We start from the raw sequence: 12419 nt of genomic DNA, 5'->3' as shown, positions 1-12419 counted from the left end.
GCCCTGCTGTGGACGAGAGAACCCGCCGCGTCGACCCGAAGCTGCTCGAGCTTCTCGTCTGCCCGCTGACCAAAGGGCGGCTGAGCTATAGCGCTGCGGAAGACGAACTCGTTTCGGAGAAGGCGCGGCTCGCCTATCCCATTCGCGACGGCATTCCCATCATGCTGATTTCCGAGGCCCGCAAGATCGAGGACTGATGGTCCCGGTCTTGCCAAGCGAACATCCCAAGCTGGTCTTTCAGATCGCCTTACCCGTCAGGAGCTTCGGATCGCTGCTCGCGGCGGCCCCAGCCTGGCGGATGAAGAAGGATTTGAGCGGGGTCAGGCGATCCACAATGCCGAGGCCGAGGTCGCGCAGCATGCGCACGGGCATGACGTCGTTGGAGAACAGCCGGTTCAGCACATCCGTCGTCACCCCCATGCGAACCGTGTCGAAACGGCGCCAGGTCTGGTAGCGCTCGAGGACGGCGAGCGAGCCGATGTCGAGGCCGAGGCGGTCGGCATCGACGATGGTTTCGGCCAGCGCCGCCACATCCTTGAACCCGAGATTGAGGCCTTGACCCGAAATGGGGTGAATGCCGTGGGCCGAATCGCCGGCCAGCGCGAAGCGGTTGGCGATGAAGGCGCGCGCGAGCGTCAGGCCGAGCGGAAAGGCGCGGCGGCCGCCGACCACCTTCAAGGCGCCGAGCTTGTAGCCGAAGCGGCGTTCCAGCTCAGCCTCGAAGACGAGATCGTCGCTGTCGATGAGGCGGTTTGCGTCCTCCGTCCGTTCCGTCCAGACGAGCGACGAGCGGTTACCGCGCAGCGGCAGCGTGGCGAACGGGCCGGCCGGCAGGAAGTGCTCCTCGGCGGTTCCGTCATGCGGCCGCTCGTGCTCGACCGTGGCGACGATGCCGGACTGGGCATAATCGAAATTCACGGTCTTGATGCCGGCGGCATCGCGCAGCTTCGATCGTACGCCGTCGCAGGCGACGAGGAGGCGGGCCTCGATCTCGCCGCCACCGGCAAGCTTCAGCCGAACGGCGTGATCGTCTGCGGTGAAGCCGCTCGCGGTCGTCGAAGGGCGGATGTCGATGCCGAGGCTTGCCGCTCTGTCGCGCAGCGCGCCGACGAGCGCGACGTTCGGGACCATATGGGCGAAAGGTCGGTCCGCATCCGGATCGCCTTCGAAGGTGAGGAAGACGGGACGGACGGGATCGGCGGTCTTGGAATCCGTGATAACCATGCGGCGGATCGGTTCCGCCTCGGGGGCGATGGTCTGCCAGATGCCCATGACGTCAAGCATGGAGGAAGCGGCGGCGGCGATGGCGGAGGCCCGCTCGTCGCCGCGCCAGGCGCCGTCCGGCGCGCCGTCGATCAGCGTCACCGAGAGGTGTGGCGCTGCCGTCTTGACGGCGACCGCCAGCGAGAGCCCGACATATCCGCCGCCTGCCACCAATAGATCGATCATCCGTCTCGTCCTTCGCTCTTGTGCTTGCGCACTATATAGATCATCGACCTCATGCTTCCTACCGCCGGAGACCGTGCAATGTCCAATGACACCCCAACCGAAACTGCCATGGATGTGCTCCTCCGGACGCTTGACTTGGAGAAGCTGGAGGAAAATCTCTTCCGCGGCGTGTCGCCGCAGGTCGGCTGGCAGCGGGTATTCGGCGGGCAGGTGATCGGGCAGGCGCTGGTGGCTGCGCAGCGCACGGTGACCGCGGATCGCTTCGTGCATTCGCTTCACGCCTATTTCATGCGGCCAGGCGATCCCGCCGTGCCCATCATCTACGAGGTCGATCGGATCCGCGATGGCGGCAGCTTTACCACGCGGCGCGTGGTGGCGATCCAGCATGGCGCGGCGATCTTTGCGCTCTCGGCATCCTTTCAGGTGGAGGAAGAGGGGCTCGAACATCAGGTGTCGCCGCCAACGGTCGCGCAGCCGGAAGCGTTGATGGGCGAAGCCGAGATGAAGGCGATGTTTCTGGCGAACGCACCGGAGGCGATCCGGCGCTACTGGGAGCAGCCGCGGCCGATCGAGATTCGCCCGGTGTCGCTGAAGCACTATTTCTCGCGCGAGCGGCAGGAGCCGGTCCAGCATGTCTGGGTCAAGGCGACGGGAGCCGTGCCCGACGACAGGCCGCTGCAGGCGGCGGTGCTTGCCTATATCTCCGACATGACGCTGCTCGACACCTCGCTGCGCGCCCATGGCACCTCGATCTTCGACCGCAGCCTGCAGGTGGCGAGCCTCGACCACGCCATGTGGTTCCATCGCCCGGTGAAGCTCGACGACTGGCTGCTCTACACGCAGGACAGCCCCAGCACGAGCGGCGCGCGCGGCATGAACCGTGGCAGCCTGTTCGATCGCGCGGGAAACCTGATCGCATCCGTCGCTCAGGAAGGACTGATTCGGAAAAAGGCAAATGACTAATTTCTGAGCAAATTTTTAAATTTGCGCAATTTTTAGCCTGAAAATCTGGCGAATATTTAACGTTTCACCGGCCACCTGTCGGCGAATGCGGTGATTTCGTGTCTTTTCATCTATTTTTCACCCTGACGCGGAACTGGCACGCGCCTTGAATAGAACTTGGTGGTCGTTGGGGAAACATGGCTCATCGGCATGCAAAGACGGCACGTGAGCCGCAGATGAACAAGGATGGGAAACCAGATGAAAATTGTGATGGCCATTATCAAGCCGTTCAAGCTCGATGAGGTTCGTGAAGCGCTCACCGCCGTCGGAATCCAGGGCCTGACCGTCACGGAAGTGAAGGGCTACGGCCGCCAGAAGGGGCATACCGAAATCTACCGCGGCACCGAATACGCCGTCAGCTTCCTGCCGAAGCTGAAGATCGAAATCGCCGTCGCCTCCGAGATCGTGGACAAGGCCGTCGAAGCGATCGCGTCTTCCGCCAAGACCGGCCAGATCGGCGACGGCAAGATCTTCGTCTACTCCATTGACCATGCGGTGCGCATTCGTACCGGCGAAACCGATTCAGAAGCGCTGTAAGCAACGGCTGTTAGAGGGAGCTTTCTTCACATGACATCTCACACATTCTCGACAACCCTCGGACGCTTCGGCGCCGCAACGGCCGCCTTCCTGGCGCCGGTTGTCGCATTTGCCCAGGATACCGCGGCGCCGGCCGTTGCCGAAACGGCAGCTGCCGCTGCACCGGCCATGACGGTCGACAAGGGCGATACGACCTGGATGCTTCTGTCCACTATCCTCGTGCTTCTGATGACGGTGCCGGGTCTGGCTCTGTTCTACGGCGGCCTGATGCGCACCAAGAACATGCTGTCGGTCCTGATGCAGGTCCTGATGGTCGCAGCCGTCGCCATGATCGTCTGGGTCACCTACGGCTACTCTCTCGCCTTCACCGATGGCGGCTCGATGAACAGCTTCATCGGCGGCTTCTCCAAGATGTTCCTGTCGGGCGTCGACGTCACGACGCTGTCGGAAAGCTTCTCCAAGGGCGTGGCCATTCCCGAACTCGTCTTCGTCTGCTTCCAGATGACGTTTGCCGCCATCACGCCCGGCCTTATCATCGGTGCCTTCGCGGAACGCATCAAGTTCTCGGCCGTGATCCTCTTCACCATCCTGTGGCTTACCTTCGTCTACTTCCCGATGGCGCACATGGTCTGGTTCTGGGGCGGCCCGAGCGCCTATGACGGCCCGACCGGCCTCATCTTCGGCTTCGGCGCGATCGATTTCGCCGGCGGCACCGTGGTTCACATCAATGCCGGCATCGCGGGCCTCGTCGGCGCGCTCATGGTCGGCAAGCGTACCGGCTTCGGCAAGGACATGATGGCTCCGCACTCCATGACCATGACCATGATCGGCGCCTCGCTGCTCTGGGTCGGCTGGTTCGGCTTCAATGCCGGCTCCAACCTCGAAGCCAATGCCTATGCCGTTCTCGCCATGATCAACACCTTCGTCGCGACGGCTGCCGCAATCATCTCGTGGTCGATCCTGGAAACCTTCACCCGCGGGAAGGCCTCCATGCTCGGTGCTGCCTCGGGTGCCGTCGCCGGCCTCGTCGTCATCACCCCGGCTGCCGGCTTCGTCGGCCCGATGGGCGCCATCGTCATGGGTCTCATCGTCTCGCCGCTCTGCTACTTCTTCGTCTCCACGGTGAAGAACAAGTTTGGCTATGACGACACGGCAGACGTGTTCGGCGTTCACTGCGTCGGCGGCATCGTCGGCGCGCTGCTGACCGGCGTATTCGTCAACCCGGCCCTCGGCGGCGCCGGCATCGTCGATTACTCGACGGCCGACTTCGCAGCCTCCTATGCCGGCACGGCAACGCAGGTCTGGGCACAGCTGAAGGGTGTGATCGTCACCATCCTGTGGTCGGGCATCGGTTCGGCCATCCTCTACAAGGTTGTCGATGTCATCGTCGGCCTGCGCGTACCGGTCGAAGCCGAGCGCGAAGGTCTCGATCTCGCAAGCCACGGCGAGGCTGCATACCACTCGTAAGCGCCTTCGAAGAGACCGGGCGAAACCCGATCTCCCTCACGCCCTCGGGCGCACAGTCATCAAGCCCGGCAGTCACCTGCCGGGTTTTTTTTGTTGGGGGGCAGTCACCTGCCGGGGTTTTCTTTTTCCGACAGTCTCCACCCGGATTTTCTCTGCGCCGAAAGCCATCCGGCGTGTGGAATCTTCATCGCGCCACGCGCATTGCCGGTTGACTTCCCGCCGGATATTTTCAACTTTCAGTTCTTCTAATGGAGGGCATCATGGCCACTGCGATCCGCCTGCAACATCCAACGACCGGCATGACGAAGATCGGATATTACGGCTTCAGCTGGACCAGTCTCTTGTTTGGCGGCATTCCGGCACTGCTGCGCGGCGACGTCGGCATCGGGCTGGGCATGATCGCCATCGGAATGGCTGCCGGCTTCATCGGCGTCGGTCTCGGCTGGTTCATCGTTGGAATCATCTGGGCGTTCATCTACAACAAGATCCATACGACGCGGCTGATCGAGGCCGGCTACAAGCTGGCGGATGCGCCGGAGCGGGTGCGGGATGCCCAGCGGGCACTTGGCATCGGCGATCAGGCCGTTCTGTAGCGCCAGCATGATTCAGACGTTGATTTTTTCCGGTCCGTGCCGTTCAGACGGGCATGGTTAATCGAGCCTTAACTCTCTCTGCCTACCCTGCGGGCTGGGGCGCCTTTTCCTTCAGACGATCGGGGCGTTTCGGACGATCAGGGCGCTTTACGCGATCAGGACAGGCAGATTTTCCATGGCAAGAAGCAATCAGGCGGCATTCGACACCCGGTCCGACAGGTTCGTGCTGTCGGCATTCGTGTGGCGCCAGTCGGTGGCGCTCGCCGGTTACGCGCTGTTCGCGCTGCTGATGGCCGCGGTCGCAGCCCTTTCCACCTGGAACGTCGCCGACCCCAGCTTCTCCTACGCCACGTCCAATCTGCCGACCAATATTCTCGGCATGGGCGGCGCGGCCTTTGCCGACGGGATGATGCAGTTCTTCGGGATCGGCAGCGTCGTGGCGCTGCTGCCCGTGCTGGCCTGGGCGCTGGTTCTCATCGGCAACAAGCCGTTCGACAAGATCATCAAACGCGGCGCCTGCTGGTTCATCGGCTCGGTGCTGGCCGCCGCCGCGCTTTCCTGCGTGCCGGCGCCTGTCACCTGGCCACTGCCGAACGGCCTTGGCGGCGTGTTCGGCGACATGATCCTGCGCCTGCCGGCGCTGATCACAGGGGAGTATCCAACCGGCACCTTCGCCACCGTGCTCGGCTCTGTCATTGCCATTCCCGCGACCGTCTTTCTCGTCTATGCCGCCGGTCTCTTCGGGGTCGCCGATCCCGACGAGGAGGAAGCGCCCGTGGTCACGCCCAGCAAGGCGAAGACCGTGCGCGATGAAATCGAGGACGACGAGACGGGCGGCGGGTTCGTCATGTTCCTTGCCGGCGCCTTCACGCATATGCGCTATACGACGCAGGCCCGCTTCCGCCGCCTCTTCGGTCTTGCCCGCCGCAAGCCTGCGCCTGAGCGCGATTTCGAAGAGCCATATGATTTCAACGACGACGAATTCGGCACGCTGAACGAGCCGGTGCGGCGCAAGTCCGCCGTGCGGGTCGAGCCTTCGCTCGATGGTGCTCCGCGCCGCGATCCGGGCTTCGACATGGATGATTCGGAAGACGAGGACGGCGCGGACATGCTGCCGTCGGGTCTTCTCTCCGGCGATGACGACATGTCGTTGGCTCCCGCGTCCCGTCGCGCACCCATTCCCGGCCGCGTCGTTGCCGCACAGTCGCGGCCGCGCGCCCCGGAAACGGCATTCGAGCGGCGTGGCAATGGCGACGGCACCTTTACCCTTCCACCGCTCGAGTTCCTGAGCGAGCCGAAGAACGTCGTGCGCGATGCGACGCTCTCCGCGGATGCTCTGGAGCAGAACGCGCGCATGCTGGAAGGCGTGCTCGAAGACTTCGGCGTCAAGGGCGAGATCATCCATGTCCGTCCCGGCCCCGTCGTCACGCTCTACGAACTGGAGCCGGCACCGGGCATCAAATCCTCCCGCGTCATCGGCCTTGCCGACGATATTGCACGCTCCATGAGCGCGATCGCCGCCCGCGTCGCCGTCGTGCCCGGCCGCAATGCCATCGGCATCGAACTGCCCAACCAGCGCCGCGAGACGGTTTACCTGCGCGAACTCATCGGCTCCAGAGATTTCGAAGGGAGCAAGGCAAAGCTCGCCATGGCGCTCGGCAAGACCATCGGCGGCGAGCCCGTCATCACCGATATCGCCAAGATGCCGCATCTGCTCGTGGCCGGTACGACCGGCTCGGGCAAATCGGTCGCAATCAACACGATGATCCTCTCCATCCTCTACCGCATGACGCCGGACCAGTGCCGGCTGATCATGATCGACCCGAAGATGCTCGAACTTTCCGTCTATGACGGCATCCCGCATCTGCTCTCGCCCGTTGTGACCGATCCGAAAAAGGCCGTCGTGGCACTGAAATGGACGGTGCGCGAGATGGAAGAGCGCTACAAGAAGATGTCGAAGATCGGCGTGCGCAATATCGACGGCTTCAACTCCCGCGTCGAGCAGGCGCTGGAGAAGGGCGAGGCGATCAGCCGCACTGTGCAGACCGGCTTCGACCGGCAGACGGGTGAGGCGACCTACGAGACGGAAGAGTTCGACCTGCAGCCGATGCCCTATATCGTCGTGATCATCGACGAAATGGCCGATCTGATGATGGTGGCCGGCAAGGACATCGAAGGGGCCGTGCAACGGCTCGCCCAGATGGCGCGTGCCGCCGGTATCCATGTCATCATGGCGACGCAGCGTCCGTCCGTCGATGTCATCACTGGTACGATCAAGGCGAACTTCCCCACCCGCATCTCCTTCCAGGTAACGTCGAAGATCGACAGCCGCACCATCCTCGGAGAACAGGGCGCCGAACAGCTGCTCGGGCAGGGCGACATGCTCTACATGGCCGGCGGAGGGCGCATCCAGCGTGTCCATGGCCCCTTCGTTTCGGACAACGAGGTCGAGCAGATCGTCTCCTACCTGAAGACGCAAGGATCGCCGGACTATCTCGATGCGATCACCGAGGACGACGGCGAGGACGACGAGGGCGGCAGCGGCGGTGGGCCGGCCGGCACCGGCAACCTGGCGGAGTCCGACGACCCCTACGACCAGGCCGTGGCGATCGTCCTGCGGGACGGCAAGGCTTCGACCTCCTATGTCCAGCGCCGCCTCGGCATCGGCTATAACAGGGCGGCCTCGCTGATCGAGCGCATGGAGAAGGATGGCATTATCGGCGCGGCCAACCACGCCGGCAAGCGCGAGATCCTCGTGCCGACGGAAGACGAGATCACCGGACGCTGACGGCGCCTGGCGCTGGCCTCAGGGCGAGGCCGACATATCCGCCCCATGCGGTGGTGACGAGGCTCGCGCCTGGCCTGCACGGTTTGCTTCGGCCAGGTCTTGTCCCGCGAGGTCTTGAAGGTGCCGCAGTTGCGCGCCACATCACGCAGTGATTCAACAGGAGTTTCCCATGACAGAGACACGAACGACCGACAGGACTGGACAGGCAGATCGGTCGCTCCTGTCGCGGCGCACCTTTGTGGCAGGCGTGGCGGTTTTCGGCGTTCTGGCGACCATCGGGCTCCCGCTCGACCCGGCCTCGGCGCAGTCGACCGGGACAGCGCAGAAGATCGCCGACCATTTCGCATCGGTGAAGACGATGAGCGGCGAGTTCGTCCAGTTCGGCCCGCGCGGCGAGCAGACGGGCGGCAAGTTCTTCATCAGCCGTCCAGGGCGCATCCGCTTCAACTATGAGGCGCCGTCGCCGATGCGCGTCATTGCCGACGGCAAGTCGGTCGTGATCGGCAACCAGAAGCTCAAGACCTGGGATCTCTATCCCCTGTCGAAGACGCCGCTGAACCTGCTTCTCTCCAATTCCATCGACCTCTCCGGCAAGACGGTGCGCGACGTGAAGGAGGAGACGGACCTGATCACCATCGTGCTCGGCGACCGCTCTATCTTCGGCGACAGCACCATCACCATGATGTTCGATCCGAAGACCTACGACCTTCGCCAGTGGACGATCACCGATCCGCAGAAAAAGGATACGTCCGTGATGATCTTCAACGTGAAAACCGGCATGCCGATGGACGATGCCGTCTTCCGGATCCCTTACGACGAGATCCGCAAATAGGCTTTCAGCCCCCCGCTTGTCGAGCGCTCTCAAAATTGCTTAAAGGTCCCGTCCCAGCGGGACCTTTTTCGCATTCCGGAAGGCACATCATGACATTGTCGATCGCAACCTGGAATATCAATTCCGTTCGCCTGCGCATGCCGCTGGTGTCGGATTTCCTCGTGCGGTTTCAGCCCGATATTCTCTGCCTCCAGGAGACCAAGTGTCCGAACGATCTCTTTCCGGTGAAAGCTTTCGAGGCGCTGGGCTATGGCCACATGGCGATGCACGGGCAGAAGGGTTACCACGGCGTCGCCACGCTCTCTCGCCTGCCGCTGACGGAACTGGTCGACCGGCGCGACTATTGCGGTGTCGGCGATGCGCGCCATCTCTCGGTCGTCTTTTCACACGGGACCAAGCGCATCCGTTTGCACAATTTCTACGTTCCGGCCGGGGGTGACGAGCCGGACCGGACCATCAACAAGAAGTTCGGCCACAAGCTCGATTTTCTGGAAGAGATGAAACTGCTGCATGCAGAGGCGGACGCCGGCGTGTCCTCGATCCTCGTCGGCGATCTCAACGTCGCGCCGCTCGAACACGATGTTTGGTCCCACAAGCAGCTTCTGAAGATCGTCAGCCATACGCCTGTCGAGACCGAAGGGCTGACCGCCATCATGATGGGCGGCGCGTGGGTGGATCTCATGCGCCAGTACACGCCCTCGCCGGAAAAGCTCTATACCTGGTGGAGCTACCGCGCCAAGGACTGGGAAGCTGCCGATCGCGGCCGTCGCCTCGACCATATCTGGTCGTCCGCCGATCTCGCCGGCGTTCTGCGGCAGGTCGATATCGTCAAGGAAGCCCGCGGCTGGGAGCGTCCGTCCGACCACGTGCCGGTGATCGCGACCTTCGACCTCTAAGGCGACCTCTCGAAGCTGATCAGAGGAAGCGCGGGGCGAGCTTGCCGACGCGGCGGATCATGGCTTCGAGGTTGTCGCGGATGCGCTTGTCGACGAGGGCGGTGACGTCGGGATATTCCTCCAGCATGCGATGGAAGAGCGGCCGGGTAATGCGGATGACCTCGGTCTCGACCTCTGCCGTTGCGGTGAACTTGCGTTCCACCAGCGAGATCATGGCGAGTTCGGAGAGAAGCGTGCCACGGCCGACGGTGGCAATGGTCTCGATGCCACCGCTGGCTGTCGCCCGGGTCAGAGCCAGCCGGCCGGCGGCCACCGCATAGGCGCAATCGGCCGGCGCACCTTCGCGAAACAGCTGCTGGCCACGCACCAGCCGGCGGCGCTCGGCGCCGAATGCGACGAGGCGAAGCTTTTCGTCATCGATATCCGCAAACAGCGGCACGATCGAGAGAAGGGCAATATCGTCGTTCAGCGCCAAGGGGCTCTCCGATCCTTTGCCGTCCGCGACGGGACGGAGATCGTCAGCCGGCCTTATGGGACGATCTTGTAGCCGCCATTTTCTGTCACCAAAATCTCGGCATTGGAAGGGTCGCGCTCGATTTTCTGGCGCAGACGATAGACGTGGGTTTCCAGCGTGTGCGTGGTCACGCCGGAATTATAGCCCCAGACTTCCTCCAGCAGCACGTCGCGCGTCACCACCTTCTGGTCGGCGCGGTAGAGATAGCGAATGATGGCCGCTTCTTTTTCCGTCAGGCGGATCTTCTGCCCGTTTTCAAGCGTCAGCAACTTCTGGCTGGGCTTGAACGTGTAGGGGCCGACGGTGAAGGTGGCATCCTCGCTCTGCTCGTGCTGGCGCAGCTGGGCGCGGATACGGGCGAGAAGAACGGCGAAGCGGAATGGCTTGGTGACATAGTCGTTGGCGCCGGCTTCGAGGCCGAGGATCGTGTCGGAATCCGTATCGTGGCCGGTGAGCATGATGATCGGCGCCTTGAAGCCGCCTTTTCGCAGCAGCTTCACGGCCTCGCGCCCGTCCATATCCGGCAGTCCGACATCCATGATCAGGAGAGACACCGTGCCGGTGCGCGCCGCCTGCACGCCCTTGCTGGCCGTCGCTTCCTGCAGAATGACGAATTCCTCGTAGAGCGACAGCTGTTCGACCAGCGTCTGGCGCAACACGTCATCATCGTCGACGAGCAGAATGGTGCGGGATGACATGTTGGACTTCCTCCTGGGCGTCTCACGTAAATTAGCTCTCGCATTGGACTTGGCAAGCACTCGACCGGCATTGGGCATGCCTTGCAAGCACCGGGCGGGCCGGGGAGGCCCACGTGACACCGGGAATGGAGCTCCCGGCATTACCCTTGGCAAAAGGCGCTGACGGAACCTTGCTAACATGGCATGATGGCACCGCACCATCACGACCCATGCACTTTCCTGTGAGCCTCATGCGCAAGATCCTTTCAAAACCACGTTCTTCCCCCGGTACCATCACCGTGCGTGCCGCACCGGGAAGGCGCTACCATGCGCTGGTCTCCTTCAGTGGACGGACGGAGCAGGCCGCGATCGGGCGGGGCGGCATGACAGCGCGCAAGCGCGAGGGTGACGGTGCGACGCCGATTGCCGCCATGCCGCTGATCGATGGCTATATCAGGGCCGACCGGGTTGTGCCGCCTGCCACACGCCTTTTCCTCAAGCGGACACGGACCGACATGCTCTGGTGCGATGCCCCGGATCACGCATGCTACAACCGGCCGGTCTCCGCCCCTTTTGCCGGTCGTTACGAGACGATGATGCGTAGCGACGGGCTCTACGATATCTGCCTCGTAATGGACTGGAATATGCGGGTGCGCCGGCGCAATGCCGGTTCGGCGATCTTCTTTCACCTCATCCGGCCCGGCTACCAGCCGACGGAAGGCTGCGTCGCCGTCAGCCTGCTCGCCATGCGCCGCATCCTGGCCTTCGCCCGAAAAGGCACTGTCGTGAACGTGCTTGGCTGATCAGAACGTCGCGGGCGTGTTGATCCAGATCAGCACGGTTTCGGCCTCGTGCAGGTTGCGCCATGCGTGGAAGCGGGTGCTCTCGAAGGTGAAGCTGTCGCCGGCGGCAAGATCGAAGAACTGGTCGCCATCGAGCACGATCTGCATCCGGCCCTGAAGGATATGCATGAACTCCTCGCCCTCATGCCGGTAGGCGCCCTCGCTGGAGGCGCCGGGGGCGAGGACGAATCGGTGGCATTCCATCTGGTGCCGCCCTTCCGCCAGCGGCTGGATGGTGACGCCGGAGGCGGTCGCGGGCCAGGCGGTCCACTGACCGGCGCGCACGAGCGACTGCCGGTGCTCGCCACCTTCCTGGCCGGAAAGAGCCGCCAGCGTCGTGCCGAAGCAGGCCGCCAGCGCATGCAGCGCCGGCAGGGAGAGGCCCTGCGAGATCCGCTCGAAGGAGGAGAGCAGCGAGAGAGCAATGCCGGTTTCGTCCGCGACGCTTTGCAGCGTTCGCCCGGCCTGACGGCGGAGATGGCGGATTTTCGCACCGATGGCGGGTGCGGGTCCGCCCTCGACCGGCACGGCCTGTGTCTCCACGGGCAGGGCGGGCTCGCTTTCGTCCTTCAGAACCTCGCGGATGGCGGCCGGGTTCAGGCCCTTCTCCGTGCGCAGCCAGCCGATGGTCTTCAGCCGGTCCATCAGTGTCCGGTCGAACAGGCGCTGACCTGTCGCCGACCGCAGGGGCTCAATCAGCCCCTGACTTTCCCACAGACGCAGCGTCGAGGCGGACACCCCGGCCATGCGGGCGGCTTCCGTGATCTTGAGGCGAATGTCGTCCATACCGGTCGGCCTGAATGCGTGTGAGACCTCTCATAG

13 protein-coding genes are annotated in these 12419 nt (G+C 63.5%); 9 read left to right on the top strand and 4 right to left on the bottom strand.

All coding sequences use genetic code 11. The features are described 5' to 3' along the window. Positions 1-8 precede the first annotated feature (8 nt). Entirely contained in the window at positions 9-197 is a 189-nt protein-coding gene (locus tag GA0004734_RS02105) for a Trm112 family protein (RefSeq protein WP_092930778.1), read from the top strand. A gap of 40 nt (positions 198-237) precedes the next feature. Here the strand turns inward: GA0004734_RS02105 and GA0004734_RS02100 are convergent, their stop codons facing one another. Then, positions 238-1449: a ubiquinone biosynthesis hydroxylase gene (locus tag GA0004734_RS02100; protein WP_092930777.1), complete on the bottom strand. Its 1212-nt coding sequence runs from the start codon at positions 1447-1449 to the stop codon at positions 238-240. Positions 1450-1527: 78 nt separating this feature from the next. On the opposite strand from GA0004734_RS02100, the gene tesB reads away from it, so the two are divergent. The 7 genes from tesB to GA0004734_RS02065 all read left to right on the top strand — a co-directional run bounded on the left by tesB (position 1528) and on the right by GA0004734_RS02065 (position 9564). Beyond that, positions 1528-2412: an acyl-CoA thioesterase II gene (tesB, locus tag GA0004734_RS02095; protein ID WP_092930775.1), complete on the top strand. Its 885-nt coding sequence runs from the start codon at positions 1528-1530 to the stop codon at positions 2410-2412. 225 nt (positions 2413-2637) lie between these two features. Continuing rightward, entirely contained in the window at positions 2638-2988 is a 351-nt protein-coding gene (locus tag GA0004734_RS02090; protein ID WP_018328583.1) for a P-II family nitrogen regulator, read from the top strand. 30 nt (positions 2989-3018) lie between these two features. Next, on the top strand, positions 3019-4455 hold the full coding sequence (locus GA0004734_RS02085; protein ID WP_092930773.1) for an ammonium transporter: 1437 nt from the start codon (positions 3019-3021) through the stop codon (positions 4453-4455). Positions 4456-4715: 260 nt separating this feature from the next. Further along, positions 4716-5048, top strand: a complete 333-nt coding sequence (locus GA0004734_RS02080; RefSeq protein WP_092935778.1) for a hypothetical protein — start codon at positions 4716-4718, stop codon at positions 5046-5048. A 175-nt stretch (positions 5049-5223) separates the two neighbouring features. Continuing rightward, positions 5224-7836, top strand: a complete 2613-nt coding sequence (locus GA0004734_RS02075) for an FtsK/SpoIIIE family DNA translocase (protein WP_092930771.1) — start codon at positions 5224-5226, stop codon at positions 7834-7836. Positions 7837-8005: 169 nt separating this feature from the next. Next, positions 8006-8668, top strand: a complete 663-nt coding sequence (locus tag GA0004734_RS02070) for an outer membrane lipoprotein carrier protein LolA (RefSeq protein ID WP_092930769.1) — start codon at positions 8006-8008, stop codon at positions 8666-8668. A gap of 89 nt (positions 8669-8757) precedes the next feature. Further along, positions 8758-9564, top strand: a complete 807-nt coding sequence (locus tag GA0004734_RS02065; protein ID WP_092930767.1) for an exodeoxyribonuclease III — start codon at positions 8758-8760, stop codon at positions 9562-9564. A 19-nt stretch (positions 9565-9583) separates the two neighbouring features. Here GA0004734_RS02065 and GA0004734_RS02060 read toward each other — a convergent pair whose 3' ends face one another. After that, complete coding sequence (locus tag GA0004734_RS02060; RefSeq protein ID WP_092930765.1) at positions 9584-10039, bottom strand: cyclic nucleotide-binding domain-containing protein; 456 nt, start codon at positions 10037-10039, stop codon at positions 9584-9586. Positions 10040-10092: 53 nt separating this feature from the next. Then, the gene (locus GA0004734_RS02055; RefSeq protein WP_092930763.1) at positions 10093-10776 is read right to left on the bottom strand and encodes a response regulator transcription factor; all 684 of its coding nucleotides are present in this window, start codon (positions 10774-10776) and stop codon (positions 10093-10095) included. 230 nt (positions 10777-11006) lie between these two features. Here GA0004734_RS02055 and GA0004734_RS02050 point away from each other — a divergent pair, with 230 nt between their 5' ends. Continuing rightward, a complete protein-coding gene (locus tag GA0004734_RS02050) occupies positions 11007-11558 on the top strand; it encodes a L,D-transpeptidase family protein (protein WP_092935776.1) in 552 nt (183 codons plus the stop codon). On the opposite strand, the gene GA0004734_RS02045 is transcribed toward GA0004734_RS02050, so the two are convergent. Then, positions 11559-12383 (bottom strand): MerR family transcriptional regulator, encoded by an 825-nt coding sequence (locus GA0004734_RS02045; protein WP_092930761.1) that lies wholly within the window; start codon positions 12381-12383, stop codon positions 11559-11561. Positions 12384-12419: the final 36 nt, after the last annotated feature.

The sequence above is a fragment of the Rhizobium sp. 9140 genome (assembly GCF_900067135.1).
Taxonomy (GTDB): Bacteria; Pseudomonadota; Alphaproteobacteria; order Rhizobiales; family Rhizobiaceae; genus Ferranicluibacter.
This window is presented reverse-complemented; position numbering and strand designations above follow the sequence as displayed.